The 19959-nt window shown below is 62.0% G+C and carries 16 protein-coding genes and 1 pseudogene; 7 read left to right on the top strand and 10 right to left on the bottom strand.

The features are described 5' to 3' along the window. Positions 1-17: 17 nt before the first annotated feature. The 9 genes from ACAX43_RS02480 to ACAX43_RS02440 form a co-directional block, all read right to left on the bottom strand. Positions 18-1373, bottom strand: coding sequence for a sigma-54 interaction domain-containing protein (locus tag ACAX43_RS02480; RefSeq protein WP_370706828.1), 1356 nt, complete (start codon positions 1371-1373; stop codon positions 18-20). Further along, on the bottom strand, positions 1373-4429 hold the full coding sequence (locus tag ACAX43_RS02475) for a peptidase domain-containing ABC transporter (RefSeq protein WP_370706827.1): 3057 nt from the start codon (positions 4427-4429) through the stop codon (positions 1373-1375). The genes ACAX43_RS02480 and ACAX43_RS02475 overlap by 1 nt, the downstream gene beginning before the upstream one ends. Before the next feature lie 76 nt (positions 4430-4505). Beyond that, a complete protein-coding gene (locus ACAX43_RS02470) occupies positions 4506-5258 on the bottom strand; it encodes a peptidylprolyl isomerase (RefSeq protein ID WP_370706826.1) in 753 nt (250 codons plus the stop codon). Between the two features lie 37 nt (positions 5259-5295). Beyond that, entirely contained in the window at positions 5296-6669 is a 1374-nt protein-coding gene (locus ACAX43_RS02465) for an HlyD family efflux transporter periplasmic adaptor subunit (RefSeq protein ID WP_370706825.1), read from the bottom strand. Beyond that, positions 6647-9229 carry an FHA domain-containing protein gene (locus ACAX43_RS02460; RefSeq protein WP_370706824.1) on the bottom strand — a complete coding sequence of 861 codons (2583 nt, stop codon included), beginning with the start codon at positions 9227-9229 and terminating at the stop codon, positions 6647-6649. The genes ACAX43_RS02465 and ACAX43_RS02460 overlap by 23 nt, the downstream gene beginning before the upstream one ends. A 231-nt stretch (positions 9230-9460) precedes the next feature. After that, positions 9461-10963 carry an efflux transporter outer membrane subunit gene (locus tag ACAX43_RS02455; protein WP_370706823.1) on the bottom strand — a complete coding sequence of 501 codons (1503 nt, stop codon included), beginning with the start codon at positions 10961-10963 and terminating at the stop codon, positions 9461-9463. 226 nt (positions 10964-11189) lie between these two features. After that, positions 11190-11465 carry a hypothetical protein gene (locus tag ACAX43_RS02450; RefSeq protein ID WP_370706822.1) on the bottom strand — a complete coding sequence of 92 codons (276 nt, stop codon included), beginning with the start codon at positions 11463-11465 and terminating at the stop codon, positions 11190-11192. Positions 11466-11749: 284 nt separating this feature from the next. Further along, complete coding sequence (locus ACAX43_RS02445) at positions 11750-12184, bottom strand: DUF4399 domain-containing protein (RefSeq protein WP_370706821.1); 435 nt, start codon at positions 12182-12184, stop codon at positions 11750-11752. Between the two features lie 47 nt (positions 12185-12231). Continuing rightward, entirely contained in the window at positions 12232-12735 is a 504-nt protein-coding gene (locus ACAX43_RS02440) for a DUF4399 domain-containing protein (RefSeq protein ID WP_370706820.1), read from the bottom strand. Between the two features lie 369 nt (positions 12736-13104). Between ACAX43_RS02440 and ACAX43_RS02435 the strand changes: the two are divergent. Then, positions 13105-13854: pseudogene (locus tag ACAX43_RS02435) on the top strand (caspase domain-containing protein); the annotation flags it as partial. A gap of 543 nt (positions 13855-14397) precedes the next feature. After that, entirely contained in the window at positions 14398-15078 is a 681-nt protein-coding gene (locus tag ACAX43_RS02430) for a formylglycine-generating enzyme family protein (RefSeq protein ID WP_370707082.1), read from the top strand. Between the two features lie 44 nt (positions 15079-15122). Here ACAX43_RS02430 and ACAX43_RS02425 read toward each other — a convergent pair whose 3' ends face one another. Further along, positions 15123-17297 carry a protein kinase gene (locus ACAX43_RS02425; RefSeq protein WP_370706819.1) on the bottom strand — a complete coding sequence of 725 codons (2175 nt, stop codon included), beginning with the start codon at positions 17295-17297 and terminating at the stop codon, positions 15123-15125. A gap of 415 nt (positions 17298-17712) precedes the next feature. On the opposite strand from ACAX43_RS02425, the gene ACAX43_RS02420 reads away from it, so the two are divergent. The 5 genes from ACAX43_RS02420 to ACAX43_RS02400 all read left to right on the top strand — a co-directional run bounded on the left by ACAX43_RS02420 (position 17713) and on the right by ACAX43_RS02400 (position 19950). Next, positions 17713-17988, top strand: a complete 276-nt coding sequence (locus ACAX43_RS02420; protein ID WP_370706818.1) for a hypothetical protein — start codon at positions 17713-17715, stop codon at positions 17986-17988. 88 nt (positions 17989-18076) lie between these two features. After that, positions 18077-18361, top strand: a complete 285-nt coding sequence (locus ACAX43_RS02415) for a hypothetical protein (RefSeq protein WP_370706817.1) — start codon at positions 18077-18079, stop codon at positions 18359-18361. A gap of 190 nt (positions 18362-18551) precedes the next feature. Further along, the gene (locus tag ACAX43_RS02410) at positions 18552-18779 is read left to right on the top strand and encodes a hypothetical protein (protein ID WP_370706816.1); all 228 of its coding nucleotides are present in this window, start codon (positions 18552-18554) and stop codon (positions 18777-18779) included. A gap of 477 nt (positions 18780-19256) precedes the next feature. Next, a complete protein-coding gene (locus ACAX43_RS02405) occupies positions 19257-19541 on the top strand; it encodes a DUF3303 domain-containing protein (RefSeq protein ID WP_370706815.1) in 285 nt (94 codons plus the stop codon). A 253-nt stretch (positions 19542-19794) separates the two neighbouring features. Then, positions 19795-19950: a DUF3309 family protein gene (locus ACAX43_RS02400; RefSeq protein ID WP_115776526.1), complete on the top strand. Its 156-nt coding sequence runs from the start codon at positions 19795-19797 to the stop codon at positions 19948-19950. Positions 19951-19959 lie beyond the last annotated feature (9 nt).

Genomic DNA, 19959 nt, shown 5'->3' with positions numbered 1-19959 from the left:
GCTATAGGCACGCGACATCAGCTATCGCCGTCTGCTTCGTCGCTTTCCTCAGCGCCGTTTCTCCCGGTGGGTGGCGCGTTCCGATTGCGGAAATCCTTTGAATGCAGGCCGTGCTTCTTCAAGAGCATTTGCAGATGCGAGCGGTTCATGTCGATGCGACGGGCCAGTTCGGCAACCGTGCCGCTCACTTCGCGAAGTCCTCGTTCCAGGAAGGCTTTTTCGGCGTCGTCGCTCGCGGCGCGCTTGGCGTCGCTCAGCGACATCAGGTTCGCCACGCTGATTTGCTCCTGCCCCGTCGCAGCGGGTGCGTTGGAAAAAGCCGCGGCCGAACCGGGGGCGGCCGGCCGCATGTCCACCGGCAGATGATCGATATCCGCCATCTCACCGGCCAGACACGACACGCGATACATCACGTTGCGCAATTCGCGGATATTGCCTGGAAAGGCATAGTTCAGCAGAAAATCCCGCAGACGCGGCGTCAATCTGACAGGTCTGCGTTTCAAGGTACCGGCGGCCTCGTCGCCGAACCATGCAATCAGCAGCGGTATCTCATCGCGTCTCTCGCGCAATGGCGGCAGCGTGACGTGAATCACGCTGAGCCGATAGAACAGATCCTCGCGAAATTTTCCCTCTTCGCTGAGTTGCCGCAGATTGCGATTGGTCGCCGCGACAATGCGCGTGTCGACGGCAATCGTTTCGTCGGAACCCACGCGCTGAATCTCGTGTGCTTCCAGTACGCGCAGTAGTTTCACCTGCCCCGCCAGCGGCAACTCGCCGATTTCGTCCAGAAAGATCGTGCCGGTATGCGCGCTTTCGAATTTTCCCTTGCGGTCATTCGAGGCGCCCGTGAACGCGCCCTTGCGATGACCGAACAGTTCCGACTCCAACAGATTGTCCGGAATCGCGCCGCAGTTGACCGAGATAAACGGCTTGTCCGACCGCCCGCCATTCGCGTGAATGACCTTCGCCATCAGCTCCTTGCCGGTGCCGCTTTCACCGTCGATCAACACCGGCAAATCGGTCGGCGCCGCTTTCTCGGCGATTTCGAGCGATTCGAGCAAACGCGGATTGTCGCCGAATGTCCCCTCGAAAATGAAACTGCGCTCGAGTAATGCCTTTCTGCGCGCGCCACGCGATTGATCCGCAGTCGCAGGTTCCGCGGCCGTTGCGGCCTGCACGAAGCGCTCCTTGTGCGAGAGCTGCATGACCTCATCACGTAACGAGGTGGCTTGCCTCAGCAGCTTGTCGATGTCGGCGCGCTCGAGCCGCGATGACCAGCGCAGCGTCGAGCGCAAAATCTCGATCCGCTCGATCAGGCCCGCGTACGAAATCGCCGGGCTGGCCTCTTCAATCTGGTCGAGTATCTTCATCATCAGGCGCTCAACTGTTTCTGGACGAGCTGGTAGTACATACCGCCGCGCTGAACCAGTTCTTCGTGCCGGCCCTGCTCGACAATCGCACCCTCGTACAGCACTAGAATCTTGTCCGCACGCATGATGGTGCTGAGCCGATGCGCAATGATCACCGCCGTTCGGCCCTTCAGGATGTCGTGCATGTTGCCGAGAATATTGCTTTCGGATTGCGAGTCCAGCGCCGAGGTCGCTTCGTCGAATACCAGCAGACGCGGGTCGTGATACAACGCCCGCGCGATGCACAGTCGCTGGATCTGTCCGCCGGATAGACCAATGCCGCGTTCGCCGACAATCTGCTCGTAGCCGAGCGGCATCTTGCTGATGAACGCGTGCGCGTCGGCCATCTTCGCGACTTCCTCGATGCGGCGCCGTTCGGGCGCGTCGTCGCCGCTTGCAATGTTCTCCGCAATCGTGCCGGAGAACAGCAGATTGCTCTGCATCACATAGCCAATCTGCGCGCGGTAATAGGCTTTATCGACCACGCCAAGGTCGTAGCCGTCGATGGTCATCTTGCCCTCGGTCGGCGCGTAGAAGCCGACCAGCAGCTTGGCGAGCGTCGTCTTGCCGGAACCGCTGCGGCCCACGATCGCCACCAGTTCGCCGGGCTTGATATCGAAGCTGATATTTTCCAGCACATACGCCGAATCATTGTCCCCGTAGCGAAAATAGACGCCGTTGAGGCTGATTTCGCCTTGCAGTTCAGGCAGCATCACACGTGAGGGCAAATCCTGCGGCTTCTGTTCCGGCTCGATATCGAGTACATCGCCGAGACGTTCCATTGCCACGCCCGCGTCGTTCAACATGCTCCACAAGCCCACCAGTCCCATCAGCGGGCCCAATACGCTGCCCATGAACGCGTTGAATGCGATCAGCTGACCAATGGTCATTTCGCGCGCCAGCACCAGATTCGCGCCGACCCAGAGAATCGCGATCGTCGTCGCCGCGTTCAGCAACTGGCTGCCGAGCCCAACGAGAATGCTGAAGGCATGCGCGCGATATTGCACTTCGAGCGCCTTCGCGTACTTCTTCTCCCAGCGCAACCGCACCGGCCGCTCGATGCCCATGCCTTTGATGGTCTCGACACCGGCGAGCGCTTCCATCAGAAATGATTTCGATTCCGTCGAAGCAGTGAATACCTCACGCGCATAGTTCTTGATCTTCGGCGTGGCCAGCGCGGTGAGCGCCATGATCGGGATCACGAAGGCGATCAGCACCAGCGTCATCTTCACGTTGTAGACGAACATGATCGTGAAGTAGATGAACACCATCAGCAGATTGAGCGCCGTGGTGACGGTGGATTCCGTGAGGAAGGCGCGGATCGTCTGGTTTTCCTGGAAACGCGCGAAAATGTCGCCGGTCTTGCGCTTGGCGAAGAACGAGAACGGCAGCGACATGGTGTGCTTGAAGAACTGCGACATCATCGCGAAGTCCATGTTGCGCACCATGAAATTCGCCAGATACGCGCGAATCGACGACATCAATTGCGAAAATACGTTGGCGATGATCAACCCGCCGATCAGCAGATGCAGCAGGCTGACGTTCTGATGCACGATCACGCCGTCGAGAATGTTCTGGATAATCAGCGGCGGAATCACACCGAGCACCTGAATCACGAAGGTGGCAAGGAAAAGGTGGCCGAGAATCTTTTTGTACGGCCGGAGATAGCCGACAAAGCGTATCCAGGGCGAACGCGCAGCCGACATCTGCAACAGATTCGGGCCGCCGGTAAATAGCAGACAGGTGCCGCTCCAACCGCGTTCGAAATCCTCAACCGTCAATTTTCTGAAACCGAGTGCCGGGTCGGCGACCCACACGTATTCCTTCGAAAGCCCGTACACCACCACGTAGTGGTATCCCTCCCAATGCACGATGAAAGGCAGATCGAAGCCGCGCAACGAATCAAATGTGCATTGCACGCCGCGTGCGGTAAAACCGAGCGATTCACCGGCGCGAGCGAGACTGTCGAGCGTGGCGCCCTGGGTCGTGACGTTGGCGAGTTCGCGCAGCTTGCCGAGCGTCATCGGAATGCTGTAGTGACGGCACACCATCGCAAGACACGCCGCGCCGCAATCCATTTCTTCAGCCTGTTCGACCAGCGCAAAGCGCTTGATGACTTTCTCGCCGAATTCGGGTTTGGTCTGGAGATCGAGCATCAGCGGCAGCTTGCGCCGCTGTTCGAGACGCTTTTGCCGTTGCAACTCGCGGTCGCCGTAGCGAATCCGCTCATCCAGTACTTCACGCAGTTTCGGATTGCGTTCGAGGATGAAATGGACAGTGCGCTCGGGAATCACCAGCAGCCGCGTATCGGTTGTCGCCACCACCGACGCCATCTGCTCCTGGCGCATCAAACACGCTTTCTCGCCGAAAATCTCCCCTTCGCCGAGCGTCGCGAGCGTGTAATCGTGGCCCTCCTCCTGACGGACGATGCGCACGCCGCCCTGCCGCACCACGTAGAGCCGCCGGTCGTCGCGTCCGTCCTGCTTGAGGATTTCCTTGCCGGCAGCCACGCGTTTCACGCCGACGCTGCGCACATATTCTTCGAGTTCCGCCTTGTTGAGCTTGCCGCGCAGATCGAACAACTGCGCGACGAAGCCGCCGGCCGAACTGATCGCCACATAGCTCGCGATAAACGCCAACGCTGCCTGATTGCCGCCGATCACCGGTTCGATCGCGGCGCGCGGGATGAACAGCAACTCGGTTTTCGCGGACGCCCGCACTGACGCCTCATGCACATACGAGCGCAACATCGCAATGTCGGCAAAGATCTCGCCGGTCTTGCGCACGCCCACGCTGGTTTCCTTGCCGTGTTCCTCGGTGAAGATGCGTACCGAGCCCGAGCGAACCACGTACAACCCGTCAGCCGTCTCGCCCGCCGAGCACACCGTCTCGCCGAACGAATAGAAGCGCGCTTGCGCATATTCGGCAAGACGCTCGATCTCGTCGCGAGAAAACGGCGAGAGGATTTCCACCGAGGTGAGAAACTCGGCAGCGGAGGGTGCGGTCTGGGGTGCATCCATGAGCTTGCGGACCTCGGTTCGGCTTTGCTTTACGCTTCTTCGCTTCGTTTCGTCGTGGCGCGATGCGGTGTACCGGCTAGCGCGCTTCGATCACATGTTCCTGAGCGCGTGCGATCAACCAGCTCTCACGCAGCAGACGCCTGATTTCGGCGGCCACATCCGCGTCGAGCGTCGCCGGATATTTCGCCGTCACGGCGAAAATCTCGAAGCACGAGCGATCCGCAGAGGGAAACGGCCCAAGCAGATCGCCCACCGCCGCGTTGAAAATCTTCGCCTCGATGTCCGGCTTCAACGATCCACGCAACACTTTGCCGATCACGCCGCCGGCTTCTCGCGTATCCGCAATCGAATGCTCGCGCGCCATGTCCGCAAAGCTGTCGGGATCGTCGTGCAGGTACGACATCATTTCCTTCGCCTTGCCCTCGCTGTCGAGCACGATATGGCTCACCTCGATCGCGTCGAACTTCGGCGAATTCAGCGCGAAGTAGTCCTTTATCGCGGCCTCGTTGCCGACCTCGTCGAGCATCTTTTCCTGATACAGTCCATCCGTGATGAACGCCTCGAACTCGTCGAGACTCACACTGAGCGCGTCGAGGTATTGATTCATATCGGTTGCGCGATGCAAACCGCGCACGCGGCGGAACTGATCGGCGCGCTGCTGGATTTCGTCCGCGGTGACGGTAACGCCCTGCTTTTTGGCCGCATGCACCGTAAGCTTGTCGCGCACGATCTGCTCGATCAGGCTATCGAACTGGCCGGTCAATTTCAGAAGACGAATGAACTCCGAAACGTCCACCACTTCGTCATCGATTCGCACTATCGCGGTCATGTCATCCGCTCCTTTATTTGACGTGTGATCTGCATGGTCAACCCGCCACCTGCCTGAACGGATCGAGGCCCAGATCGATCAGGCGCCGCTCGCGCACCACGATTTCCGCGCTCGCCGTCATGCCGTAGCGCAGCGGATAGCGGGTGCCGGCAATCTGGTAATAGTTCTTGTCGAGCGTGACGCGGCCTTCGTATACCGGCTGCTTGTCCTGCAAGGACGGCTTGGTGGCCGGCGAAATATAGGCGAGCGTGCCGCTGATCAAGCCATAACGTTGATACGGGAACGCATTGAATTTCAGCTTCACCGGCTGGCCTTCGTGCAGAAAAGCACGGTCGTGTTCGGCGATTTCGATCTTCAGCACGGGCTTCGCGTCTTTTGGCGCAATGCCGCCGAGTGGCGCGTTCGCCTGGATCTTGTCGCCGCGCTGTGTCGACGTCACGTCGGTGATGACGCCGGACACTGGCGCCAGGATCAGCAGGAAATTGTCTTTGTCGATGTTCTCGAAGCGGATCCGCGCGGCGGCTTCCGATACAAGGCGCGCAGTTTGCAGTTGCAGGCGCAACTTGTCTTCCGCGTCCGTGATGTCGCGGACTGCCGAGTCGTACTGGAGTTGCAGGTCGGTGGTTTGTTGCCCGCTGGTCTCGAGTTGCGCATTGGCTTGCGCGTATTCGTGGCTGAGGCGGAAATCCAGTTCCGCGAGTTTCGATTGCGCGACGCGGTAGGCGTTGTCCGCTTCCATCGCGGCGGTTCGTTTCTGCTCGACCTGGAGCTCCGCGATCCCGCCGCCGCCCGGCTGCGCGAACAGGCGCGAATACCGGTCCAACTCCTGGCGCGCTGCCTCGCGCGTGCGGCGAGCGTTGTCGAGTACGCTGCGCGCTTCGTCGAGTTCGGCCTTTTGTCCTTCGGCGAGCTTGGTCGTGCCCTCGGATACCCGGTTTTCGTGCAGACGGGCTTGCACCTCCATCTGGGCCTTCAGCGCAGCGGCCTTGCGCTCCATCAGCGCCTTCTTCTCGGGAAACTGCTTCCAGTCACGCTCGGCGTCTTCGAGTTTGAGCTGCGCCTGCAGCGCGTTGCTCGCCGCCTCGATCGCGCCGCGCGCATTCAGCCGCGCGAGCACGTCGCCCTTCGATACGGGCTGCCCCTCGGCGATGTACAGATCCGCGAGCTCGCCGTCGATCGGCGCATAGATGCGGCGCACTTCCGATTCCGGCGAGAGCGTGCCTTGCGCGCTGACGATCACATCCGCGCGGCCCACGAACGACCACAGCAAGCCGGCCACCACCAGCGCGACCATCGCCCAGATCAGCGCGCGAGCAATCCGCACCGGTTCCGCGGTCAGGATCGCAATGCCTTCGACGCTGTGGTCCTCCAGCGCCTCCGACAACGGTCTAGGGTGACTGTCGCGCTTCACTCTGCCCGCCTCCGATCAACGCCAGCTTCGCCTTCAACAGCCCGGGGTCCAGCACCATGCGCAGCTCGGTCAACGAGCGGCGCTGCAAATCCACTTCGGCCTGGACATCCGCCAGCAGACGGTCGAAGTCGGCGGAATGATCCGCCTTCAGTTGTGTATAGATGCGCATGCCTTGTTGCGCGGCAGTCTGCGCATCGGAAAGCAGACGCGCCTCGCTGCGAAAGCCGGGCGAAATCCCCGCTTCGAGCCGTTGCGTGCCGCCGATCGAACCACTCGCCCGGTATTGTTTCCACAGGCTTTGAGCGCGCAGCAGCAGGTCTTGCGCGCGAGCCAGCGCTTTGTCGTGCAAGGCGGCTACGTCTTTCTGGATCGATTGCACGAACCACGCGTCCGCCGTCGGATCGAGACTGGCGTAGAACGACAGCAAGCGTTGGTCGTAATCCTTGCCGCCACGCGTCTTCTGTAAGTCGGCGAACTGGTCGAGCAGCGCTTTCTTGTGCGCCAGTTCCGCCGCGATCACGTCCGACCACGGGCCGGCAGGCATTGCCTGCAAACCGGCCAGCGCCTGCTGTGTGTCGCCGCGCTGCCACGCTGTGGTCGCCGCGTCATGACGCTGAATGACGTCCGCCGACGGCAGACGGCTCTCGGCCAGTTGCTGAAACTGCGCCTGAAACGGCGGCGTGCTGAAGCGCACCGTTTTCAGTAATGCGAGCAACGGTGTCAATTGACGACTCAGCGCGGCATTCAGCACAGCGGCGTACTGGCGTAAATCTTCCCGTACGCGATCGAGCCCGGCGAGACGCGGATAGCGCTGCGCATAATCGTCGAGCACGGCCGGCAGCGCGTCGGGTTTGTCGCGCGCCAGCTCGGTACGGATCGTCCCGTTCAGGCGGTCGATGGCGGCGAGGTACACCGAGTCGTCGCTTTCCAGTTTGCGCAGATGGCTAAGCGCCTGCGCATACGGCTCCGCAAAAACAGGCACATACGAGGCGATACGGTCGAGCGCGCGTTGATGGCTCCTGGCGTCGTCGTCCCAGCGTTGCAGCAAGTCGCTGATGGTGGCTTCGTCCGCGTACATGCGAATCGGCGCGTCCACCCCACCGCGCCCCGCCACGAAGCGCTCCAGGTCCCCCACCCATTGCAATTCACCGATGAGCGATGCGGCGTCCGCATTATTCGCACTCAACGCTCGCATCTCCTTGAGCAGCGCGTCGGCCTGATCGAACTGCGCCTTTTGCAGCGTGTTCAGCCAGCCGGGGAGTTTCGCCTTCAGCAGCGCCTCGCTTGCCAGGGCGCTGACTTTCGTGTCGGCGGGATGGCGCGCGAGGTAGCCGTTTGCCGACGCGACCGCGCTGGTGTAATCGCCGCTCGCCAGCAGGTTTCTCAACTCGCGCTCCGATGAGCCACGCATGTAGAGGGTCAGCGCGATCGCCACTATGACGGCAAGGGCCGCGCCGCCCCACCACGCCGCGCGGCGCACCATCGTACGATCGGTGCCGGCAAAGGCTTTGCCGAGCTCGCCCGCGAGCAGGCGCCAACGCTGCGGCCGGCCCTTCGCCGCGCGCGTGCCGTTTGCAGCGTTCGTTTCGTGGGTGCCTTGGGTGCCGTTCGTCCCGCTGGCACCGCGTGTCAGCGTGTCACGCTTCACGTGCGCAGACGCGGCCTGCGCCGCCACGTTGACTTCGTCTTCGCGTTGTAGCCCCGGGTCGACGCAAAAGATATCGAGGAACGAATGCGCGGCGGCAACGAACGTGGTCTTGTCGGTATCGGCAGCATCGTCGACGGCGGGATTGAGAAATAGCTGGGTCACGGTCGGCTCGACTTCAGGGGCTTTTTTCAGCGTCACCCTGTAGACGAAGTGGTCGCCGCCAAATGCAATGAGATCGCCGTCTACCAGCGGCAGTGCCGATTCATCGAGCCGCTTTCCACCGACGAATGTGCCGTTGGTACTGCCGAGGTCTTCGAGGTAGAGCTCGCCCGCCTTCAGAAAAATGTGCGCGTGGCGCCGCGAGATGTAGTTGACCTGATGCGGATAGCGCTCCTTGTAGCGCGCGAAGACGTCGTCCGACTTGCTGACGAGAAACGGAAACGCCTGCACGTCGATCGGCTGAAGCCCAAGGTCGTCGCGCTGCGGCACCAGCAGCAAGCCGGGTGCAATCGGCGCGCTCGCGCCGACGACGATCCGCGCACGCGGTTCGATACTCACGCGATAGCAGAGTTCGCCGCCAAAGCACAACTCGTCTCCGGCACGCACCCGAGCAGGGGTTTGCCGTACCGCAATGCCGTTGAGCGTCGTGCCGTTCTTGCTGCCGAGGTCCGCCACGTAGACGGCGCCGCGTTCAGTGAAAATCCGCGCATGACGGCGCGACAGGCGCGTTATCCGCTCGGCCGGATAATCGATAAACGGTACATCGCTGCGCCCGATTGCAAAGAGGTTGTCGACGATCCTTATCCCGTCGAGTGCGGGACGCTGTGCGGACGCAACCGGCGACAGCACCACGTCGAACGCAGCGTCCAGTGTTGCGTGCATCTCAGCAATCGGAGCAACGCCTGCAGTCATTTTATCTGGATCACTAATCGTTTACCCGTTGCGATGAGAAGTGCGACGGAAACGGGGAGAGGGACTACGGCGGATCGCTGTTGTTCGACCGGGCGCCGCGAACAGCGGCTCCTTACAGATTTTAAGTCACGCATGGCGAGTGTCAATTTCCAGATCGTCGGTGGTTATATCGGTAATGAATGTGCTGCGCCGCCGAAATACGCCGCGCTGCACGCCGCGTCTCGGATTAGCTCAGTGTTCCTTTACTTCCGTTTGCACGTCGACGCTCGGCCATCCGCCGCCCAACGTCTTATAGAGCAACACCGTGTCGGACAGAATCAGTTGATGGTTGGCAAGCAGCGTCTGCTGCGCCTCCAGCAAGGTCCGTTCGGTTTCGAAAACTTCCAGCTGCGATACCACCCCGAGGCGCAATTGCGACTGGATCTGATCGGCGACGATTTGCAGATGCGACACCTCCTGCTGCAATTCCACACGCTGCGCCTTGTGCGAATTCAGATTGACCAGCGCGTTTTCCACTTCCTCGAACGCGCCCATCACGGCCACGCGGTATTGCTGTTCGGCGACCGTCGATTGCGCTTGGGTGACTTTTACGTGAGCCCGCACGCCAGGATCGAGCAGCGGAATGTTGATGCTGGGCAGGAAGCCGAACGTGAAAGACTTCAGTAAATCGGTCAGTGCGAAACTCGCGGTGCCACCGTGACCGGTGAGGCTGATGGTGGGCAGTTGGGCGAGCTTGGCCTGGCCGACCAGGTTGTAGGCTTCCAGCACCCTGAACTCGGCGGCCACCACGTCGGGGCGCCGCGCGAGCAGTTGTGCGGGCAAGCCGTCGGGCACGGCGGGCAATTGCACGCGCTGCTGCAGGTGTCCTTTCGGCAGCTGAAACTCGCCCGCCGGCACGCCAAGCAGCGTGCATAGCGCGTTGTTCGCGAGATCGCGCGAGCGGCGCAGTTCGAGCAACTGATTCGTCAGGCGGTTGATCTCCGCCTGCTGGCGTAGTACCTGGGTTTGCGGTACGAGACCGTTGCGGCGCTGGCCGTCGTAAATCGTGAGAATCTGCTTGTTCGTAACAAGCGTTTTTTGCTGCTGCTCGATCTGGTCGTCGAATTGCAGGATCTGGAAGTAGGTACTCGAAACATTCGACACCAGTTCCAGATAGCCGGCGCGCCAATCCGCTTCGCTTGCATGGAATTCGGCCTTTTGCGCCTGCACGCCCTTCTCTACCTTGCCCCAGATATCGATGTCCCAATTCACCTGGGTCGCGACGTTGTACTGTTTGGAAAACGTCTGACGCGTGCTCTTTTCGAAATCGGCGCCGGCCCCGAGATCCATGGTCGGCAACGCGCCCGCCTTGGCCTCGCCGATCTGCGTGCCGGCCACGTCGATACGCGCGGCCAGCACCTTGATATCGAAGTTGCCGGCGATCGCTCTCGCGACAAGCGTATCCAGATACGGATCGTGGAAGCCTTTCCACCAATCCGGCTCGATGGTCGCAGCCGCCAACGCCGGCGAGCCCTTCTGATCTGACCACGACGCCTTGGCGGGCGTATCGGGCCGCTTGTAGTCGGGCATGCTGACATCGACGCACGCGCCCAGCGAGAGCGCACAGGCTGTTGCGGCGCAGAGTCCGCGCAACGCCGCGGCCGTGCGGCTTGCACGCGCCGGGTCTACCGCACAGCGCCGCGCCGATGGGTTGAGGAAGCGCTGACGGACCGATGAATCAAGCAACGCTGACACGATTTTCTCCGATGACGCCGGCTACGCTGCACGAGGAGAACGCGCCATTTAAGTAAAGCATGTCCTGCCCGGCTTCACCATCGAAGCAGTGCAAGAAGTTTGGCGCGGGGATCGGGCGGTGACGCTGGGGTCGTGTGGAAAGAACGATCGAATGCGAAATCATTTTGATGCGCCGACGCGGCGCGTCCCGCGGAGGCCCGGGAGCCTCCGCGGCGGCGTGCGCCGTTCAGTACACGGTGATGTTGTTGCTCGAGCTCACATGCGGGTCGATCGTGGTGGTGACACCGGCGACAAACGCTGCGTTGTTGCCGTTGGCGTTCTGGATATTCATTTCGTTGCTGATCAACTGCGTGGCCGTGACCTGCTTGCTGTTGTTCGGTGCGTACACCGGGTTGAAGTTGAAGTACGACGACGGGTAGCCGAAGCCGCCGCGCACGGCGCTCATGGCCTTGCTGTCGAGTTGCGCGGTGATGGACAGGTCTTTGATCATCAGCGTGTTCATGGTAAATCTCCTGGAAGGGAAACAGCACAGTCTTGCGGTGGGGTTCGAGCATCTTGTCTGCTCGAGTGTCACTAATGCATGGGCCGTGCCAGTTTTGCTTTCCGATCCTAATAAATCTTCCGAATGGCTGTAGATAAAGGAGTTCGGGGATTGAGTGCAACAGATTCAGAGCGCAGCCACGAAGCGGCGGGTGGGAGATGATGGATCACACCCAACAACGCGAATGACTGTGTCGGCGGCAACGCAACACTGACGCTCGAAAGCGGCGCCACGCCCAGGCAATATCACCGCGCAATGACCGTGATCTTCTTCGAGTGCACCGGGGGATTGTGCGGAATATGCATGTCGTCCCCCATCAGCAGCTGCAACGTGTGTTTGCCCGGCGGCAGTTGAATCATGGTTTCCGTTTCACCGGCGCCGAAATGCAGATGGTTGCGGTCCGATGGAATTTCCTGGTCCATTGGCGGCAGGTCGGTGTCGATCAGCAGATGGTGGTGCCCGGTGTTCGGATACTTGACGCCTTTGGGCGCCACGCCCATGAAGCGCAAGCCGAACCACACCCGAAACGGCTTGTTGGCGGGTATCACCTGGCCGTCGTTCGGATAGCCGATATATTCATGCGCGCCGGGGGGCGCCGGCGTCGTGCCGGCCATGGCGACGTCCGGCGAGGCGAGTGCCGCCGATGTCACGAGGGCCGCGACCGCGATGATCTTGTACATGTTGGTCTCTCCGTCCTGACGGATCCGCGTTGAAAAAGCGGGTCGCGCTAGTCTTTTTGCACGATGATGGTGATCTTCTTCGAATACACGGGCGGCACGTGCGGCACATGGTTGTGGTCGCCGAGAATGAGTTGCAACGTGTGTTTGCCCGGCGGCAACTCGATGCGCGCGTCCGTCTCACCCGCGCCGAAATGCAGGTGATTGCGGTCCGAGGGAATTTCCTGGTCGAGCGGCGGCAGGTCGGTGTCGATCAGCAGATGGTGATGGCCGGTGTTCGGAAACGCGACGCCCTTCGGGCACACGCCCATGTTGCGCAGTCCCATGCGCACCCACAGCTTTCCGCCGTGGATCACCGTGCCATCCGACGGCCAGATGATGTATTCCTCGGCGCCTGGTGGCGAGGGCGTCGGCTCGGCAAACGCGGATGGAGACGGCAACGCGATATCGAGCAAGATGGAGAGGATGGCGCACAAAGCCGTGCGGCGCGTTGCAAGACTCGTCTTCGTTCCGTGACGTATGTCGAGAACGCGGAGTGTGAGGGTTCTTCGCATTGCGCACTCTCCCGAAGAAAGGTCATGCCCGCCTCGGCCGCGCGAGGCACAGGCCGGACGCTCCGGCTGGATGTCGCGGGCGCACGCGTGATTGGACAGCCGCAGTATCAAGACGGCAACGCTGCATTACTTTGTGAATTAGCTTAGGACGTAACTTGCCAAAAAGATACGCCACACTCGTTAACCGTATAACGCATCGCCGGCACGCGGACAGTTGTGACGCGCAAACCGCGTGCTATCGTTGTTTACAGGTCGTCGATGGAGAGTCGATAGCGATATCGATGCCGCGGCCGGTGCACGCCAACGGGTGCTACCGGCACAGTTGTCGTCGAACACGTATGTTCTGTCCGGAACAAACAGGATTTGAATATGTGGCGAATATTCCTGCTGGTGTGCATGGCCGGGGCAATTCAGGCGTATGGGGGCCATGCTCATGCCGCGGCGCAGCGTGACGGCACTGAGCACGGCGCGGCTACTTCGACATCGACTACGCTTGCGCCGGTCACACCGCAGAAGGAAAACGCGCCCCGTAGGCGTATTGCACTCGTGATCGGCAACGGCGCCTATGGCAATGCCACAGACCCCGTCGTTCTCGACAATGCGCCGCGCGACGCCTGGGCCATGCGTAACACACTGCGTGCGCACGGCTTCGACGTCATCATGCGCACCAATGCGACGCCGCAGCAAATGCAGCAAGCCATCCGCGAATTCCGGCAGCGTCTCAACGCAGGCGGTATCGGACTCTTCTATTTCGCGGGTCACGGCATGCAAATCGGCCGGCAGACGCTGCTCGTACCTGCCGGCCTGAATGCACGCGCGCCGGCACGGCTGATCAGCGAGGGCATCGACCTGAATACCGTATTGCGGGCGATGCGTGCGCCGCGTGCCGGCCAACTCAACCTCGTGATTCTCGATACGTGCCTGAACAACCCGTTCTCCACTGACGTAGTGCTCGATAAGTCCATGCTTCCCGCCAATACCCTGATCGCTTACGCAACAGCACCGGGCGGCTTTGCGGCAGACGGCGTGCGTCACGGTGTTTACACGAATGCGTTGCTCCGCGCGCTTAAGGACGCTCCGTCGCAGGGTCTTGCTGACTTGTTTCAACGCGTCGCCACGCGGGTTAGCGAAGCCACTAGCGGCGAGCAAACGCCGTGGATCGTCTCATCGCTTGACGAAACTGTGCGCTTGACGGAGCCTGCATCCGGCGCCGCCCCTGCGCCGCTCATATCCGCCAGCAACGACGACCCGGTTGTCGCGCTGCACAGCAGGGGCATCCTGCCGAAGGACAGCAGCGAGCAATACGAAATTACCTTCTGGAATTCCATCAAGGACAGCAACTACCCGAGCGATTACGAGGCCTATTTGAAGGCCTATCCGAATGGCCGCTTCGCCACGCTCGCCCACGCGCGCATCGACCGGCTGCACGCCGCGGCATCGGCGAGTGCGCCATCTGCTGCGCCACCCGTTGCGCCGTCACCGCCAGCGGCGCGGCCGACCGCACCGGCCAGCGCAGCTCCGCAAGAACACCCGCGCGCCGCCGCTGCGCCCACTGCAACGACCGCCCTACCCCCGGCATCTGGCGCGCCGACAGTCGCGCAGAAGCCCGCAGCGCATCCACCGGGCGCCGGCGAAAGCCGCGACTGCGCCGCGTGTCCGATCATGATCGCGCTGCCTGCGGGCGCGTTCTCGATGGGCAGCAGCACGGACGATCCGTCTGAAAAACCCGTCCATCACGTGACAATCGGCGCGCCGTTCGCGATCGGCAAATACGCGGTGACCGTCGAACAATGGAACGCGTGCGCCGCAGCGAACGCCTGTCAAAAGCTGACGCCCGAAAGCAATGCCAACAAAGCAGCCCCCGCACGCGACCTCAGTTGGGACGACGCCCAACAGTACGTGAAGTGGTTGAGCAAAATGACCGGCAAGCCATACCGCTTGCCCACCGAGGCCGAATGGGAATACGCGGACCGTGGCGGCACCACCACGGCTTACTGGTGGGGCGATCAGATGCGCAAGGGCAACGCCAATTGCAAGGACTGCGGCGATCCGTGGCACAAGGAAGGCCCGGAGGCGGCCGGCTCGTTCGCGCCGAATCCGCTCGGTCTGTACGACATGAACGGCAGCGTCTGGGAATGGGTTGCCGATTGCTGGCATAACTCCTACCAGGGTGCGCCCGCCGACGGCCACGCGTGGGACAGCCCCGGCTGCGAGATGCGCGTGATTCGCGGCGGTTCGTGGCGTGAAGGCGGGAACTACATGCTGAGCGCAACACGCTTCAAATACAGCGCCGGGGTGCGCCAATCGCAGGATGGCTTCAGGGTCGTCAAGGACCTCAAGTGAGCCGGCTGATTCTCGCGCGCTGCGGATGAAGCCGCAGGCGTCGATCAGGGTGTGTGCGGCTTCGTCGTGATCGGCGCGAAATCGGCAACGATGTGATCCGCCCCATATTTGCCCGAAATTTGCGCCAGCCGCGTATCCAGTGCGTGCAGATAATCGGCGAGCGATTCGCTTTCGGGCCGCGGCTTGTCGAATAGCGGCGCGGGCGTAATCAGCAACACCACCATCTCCGCTCCGAACGGCTTCGAAATGATCCAGTCACCCGCGCTGCCGATGGTGGCCGCATAGTGCGGGGGCGCCTGATTGTCCTTTGCGCGCGGGCTCGGCACCATATGCACGACACTGCCGTCGAGCTGGTAGTAGTCGAGGTTCACGTACGAGTCGTAAGCGGGCGTGGTCACGTCGACGACCAGTGAGTCGCCTTCGCTCAACTGTCCGCCGGGCGGCCGCACATGCAGCGCCGCAATGTGGCCTGCTTGCCAGTTGCGGGTCCAATAGGAGGCGAGCGCCTTGATCGTGTCGCATTTGTCGTCGGCGAGCGGCTCGACTTCCAGCGTGAGCGCGTCGACGCCCGGCAATGCAGCCAGCGTGTCCTTCAGACGCGCAGCACCATAGCGTTGCGAGACGTAGCCGCGCACTGTCAGCGAGTGGTCTTGTGCCGAAGCGGACAGCGCCGAGCATGGTACTTGCGCCAGCACAGGCGCGACGGCGGCTAAGGTCAGTGCGGGCTTGGGCGCGGGCGACGGCGGGGTTTGCGCCACCGGCGGTGCTGCGGGCGGTGCTGCGGGCGGCGCGGCGGTTGGCCCTGCAATTCGCCCGCCAGTTGAGGGTTGCTCGGACGTGCTCGCCACCGCCGCAGGCGCGGCCGGTGGCGACGCTGAAGCCGCTTGATCCGCCGCAGCCTCGGAAACCGCAGCAACCGGCTGCGCCCCGCTTTGACGATTCGGCGCCGACCGCAAAGCAAACACGCCAACCGCCGCAGCACACACCACAGCCAAACCCGCGAGCCCCGCCTTGGCCAACGTGCCCGACTTTTCGGCGCGTGCTTCGTTGTCGAACTCAGCGATAAAGCGCACGACACTCGGCATGCGCGTGTTGCGATCGAACGAAAGCGCGGCTCGCAACGCACGCCACTGCTTCGCATCGAGGTTGGGCGGCCGCTGCGGCTTGAACGCCGCATTGCGAGCCTGCGTCGCCGACAATCGATCGAAAGGATGATGCCCCGTCAACAGTTCGTAGGTAATGCAGCCGAGCGCGTAGATATCGTCGCGCGGGTCCGGCTCGCGGTGCTCGATCATCTCCGGACTCGCATAGGCGGGCGTCAACGCACCAAGGCTGCCTGGATCGAAGACGGTTGCGTCGCTCTCCTCTTCCGGCCGCTGGAACACACGCGCGATGCCGAAGTCGATCACCTTCACTTCGGCATTGGTCGTCAGGAAAACATTGGCGGGCTTGAAATCGCAATGCACAAAGCCGCGTTCGTGCGCGTAGGCGAGCGCATTGCACATGCCGCGTACGATCGGCAACGCGGCGCGAACCGGCATCCCCTTGTATCCCGGCGTGCGCAATAGCTGGCTCAGCGGCTTGCCGGTCAGGTATTCCATCGTCAGATAGACGATCGGCCCGTCGCGGTCGAAGTCGTACACCGTGATGATGTTGCGATGCGCAAGCACCTGCGCCTTGCGCGCCTCGCGTTGCAGCGCGACGAGTGAATTCGGGTTGCCGCGGAACTGGACGTTGAGCACCTTGATCGCAAGATACGGTTTGCGATCCGACGCTTCGAGCTTGCGTAAATCTAGCGCCTTGTACACCGTGCCCATCCCGCCGACGCCCAGACACTCCTCGAGCACGAAGCGGTTGTTCAGCGTATCGCCGGTGCCTTTGATCTGATCGTGTCCGGGCACGCCGGCGGCGCTCGCCGCGCCGGCCGGGCTTGCCGCACTCGCAACGCGCACCGACGGTATTTCGACGGTGGTCTGCATGCCGGTTTCCTCGCCGCCGGCCGCCACGTTCGAAACGCGCAACTGCTCGATACGCCGCCGTACTTCGGCATAGAGGTCGTCGGGCAGAGGGGCTTTGCGTTGCGCTGTGCCGAGCATCTCCAGCAGCTGCGTGGGACCGAGTCCCTCGGTCGTCAACGTGCTGTCGAGTTGAGCGACGAACTCGTCACGTGAGAGCTCGCCGCTCTGATAGTCGCGAATCACATGCGCAAGGCTAGCCATTTGTGCGAAGCGCCGCCGCTACCGTTGAACCGAATCGTATGCGATCGGCGCCCCTCGGGCTGATAGAAAACCTGTCGTAACCAGTTACATGCGCCGCTTCGATACTAGCTCCCGCCCCGCGCTTTCGCAAACCAGGATTGCCCCGCTGCGCGTGTGGCACAACGGTGTCGCGCGACATCCAACAGCATGCGGCGATGTGTCGGTTGCACGCCACCGGTCGCAAATCGTCTGCGTGTCGCCGCACGCCGGTTCTAACCCGGCGATGTAACGCGAAAGCCTTGTGCACCAAGCCTCGACCCACTTTCTTAGGAGGCACGAACAAAACTGGCACAGCCCATGCATTAGTGACACTCGAGCAGACAAGATGCTCGAACCCAACCGCAAGACTGCGATGCCTACTCTCAGGAGATTTACCATGAACACGCTGATGATCAAAGACCTGTCCATCACCGCGCAACTCGACAGCAAGGCCATGAGCGCCGTGCGTGGCGGCTTCGGCTATCCCAGCACGTCGTACTTCAACTTCAGCCCGGTGTACGCGCCGAACAACAGCAAGCAGGTCACCGCCACGCAGTTGATCAGCAACGAACTGAATATCCAGAACGCCAACGGCAACAACGTTGCGTTCGCGACCGGCATCGATTCGACGATCAATCCTTGCGTCACGTCGAGCAACAACATCCGCGTGTAAAGCCTGGTTCGGCGAAGCGCAGAGGCCCTCGGCAATCTCCGCTTCGCCCCGATCACGCCCGTCTTCCGCGCACCTTTGGAGAATCACCATGTCATCCCTCATGATTCGCGATCTGTCCCGCACCCGCGAGCTCGACCGCCGCGCAATGTCGGCGGTGGCCGGCGGCACCGGCAGCAGCGTGCCTGGCCTGCCGTCGGTAGCCGGTCTCAGCGGCATTGCCAATGTCAACGTCTCGGTGAGCCAGAACCTCAGCCAGATTCAAAACGTCAACGTCGCCGCGCTCAATAACATCGGTGTGATCGGCGCCGGTTTCGTGCCGTTGCATCTGAATGTCAGCCCGTCGCTGTGGGCTGCCAATTACGCCAACGTTTAACGGTGTGCAGTAGCGAAGGGCCCGGGGCTTTCCTACTGTTGCCTGTTGCCGGTTCACATCCGACAGGCGAGCTGCAAGCAGATTTCCTATACTGACAGTGCGACGAGACCTCTGCACACTTAAAGACACACCCGGGCGGCGGCCGGAGATTCACGCCTGCCGCCCGCTCGCCCTCTTCCCTGGAGCCGCCATGGCAAAGCTCGTCATCAAGGACCTCGCCGACAGCGTCGAACTCGACCGCCAGGCGATGGCCGCAATCGTTGGCGGCGCACGGATCGGGGCGCGCTCGAGCGCCGCCATGCAAACCGTGCCGGGTGCGGCACGTGTCGTCGACTATCCGCCGGGTTTTCCCACGGCGCATCAGACGATCGCCAAAGCGCCCCTGCCCGCCGTGCTGCGCGATCCGTCGCGCGGTTAGACTCCGATTCAGACGCTCACAGCAACGGCACGCGCGCAATGCGCGTGCCGTTTGTATTTGATGCCTGGGCGCTGCTGCCGCCTGGCCCCAGCGGCCCGCACCGGTTGTCCCGCCACGCCGCATGGCGCACCGCTATTCCGTTCGAGACACCATCTTCGGTAACCGACTTAAGGCGTTCTTCTTGTAGGACGCGCGAGACGCCTGCAATTGGAAAAAACAACCGCGCCACGCTCCGGGAGACGGGCGTTGTTTAATTGACCTGGCGAATGTCCGCACGCGGCGACGCTGGTCACCGTGCACCCGCCTATGATGTTTAGGATGCCACGTGGTTTCATGCCGGTTGCCGATAGCGCGCGCGTTGCGGACCGCATCCAGGCGCGGCGTATTTGCGGCGCGAGGCACGCAAAGGCACTCGGCACCAGCGACGATGACAGCGCGCCACGAGCCGGCATCGCCAATTCAAATTGGAGACCCGCAATGAAATTCATCGTGCAGTGGGATGGTCTGCCGACCGCGGAAAGTTCTGTGATCGAGCGCTTCATGAAAACCGGCGGCCAGGCGCCGGAGGGTGTCACATTGCTGGGGCGCTGGCATGCGATCGGCGGATTGCATGGCTTTGCGGTGGTCGAAGCCGGCGATACCCGTGGTCTCTCGGCGCTGGCGCTCGAATGGGGTGACTTGTTGACGATGAACATCTTCCCGGCGATGACCGACGAAGACCTCGGCGCGGCATTGGGCGCGTATCAGGCCGCACGCAGGTAAGTGCGCAAATAAGCCCCTCTTGAAGCCCGGGCCGATCGCTCCTCTGCCGCACGGACAACTGCTGCAGTTTCGCTGCATCGCTGCCGGCGATGCGCGCGATCGTCGTGGCCGCGCTGCGGGTCGCGCTCGAATCGCTCTGGGCATGCGGATTGCTCAACAAGGTCACCGATACTGCCTTTTGCAAGCGCGCTCCGGCGCGCGTTGCGTGGCGGTGGTCACAGGGCAGGTCCTATCAACCAAGCGGAGCTCATATATGTTGGGAACTATTCTTCTGATTGTGCTGATCCTTCTCCTCATCGGTGCTTTTCCGACCTGGCCGCATAGCCGTTCATGGGGCTATGCGCCTACGGGCGGTCTCGGCATCGTGGTGATCGTGGTGATCGTCTTGCTCATAGCCGGGGTGATATAGCCTGTGCGC

Source organism: Paraburkholderia sp. IW21, from assembly GCF_041321145.1.
Lineage (GTDB): Bacteria > Pseudomonadota > Gammaproteobacteria > Burkholderiales > Burkholderiaceae > Paraburkholderia.
The sequence above is the reverse complement of the archived record's forward strand: the minus strand, read 5'-3'. Positions and strand labels throughout refer to the sequence as shown.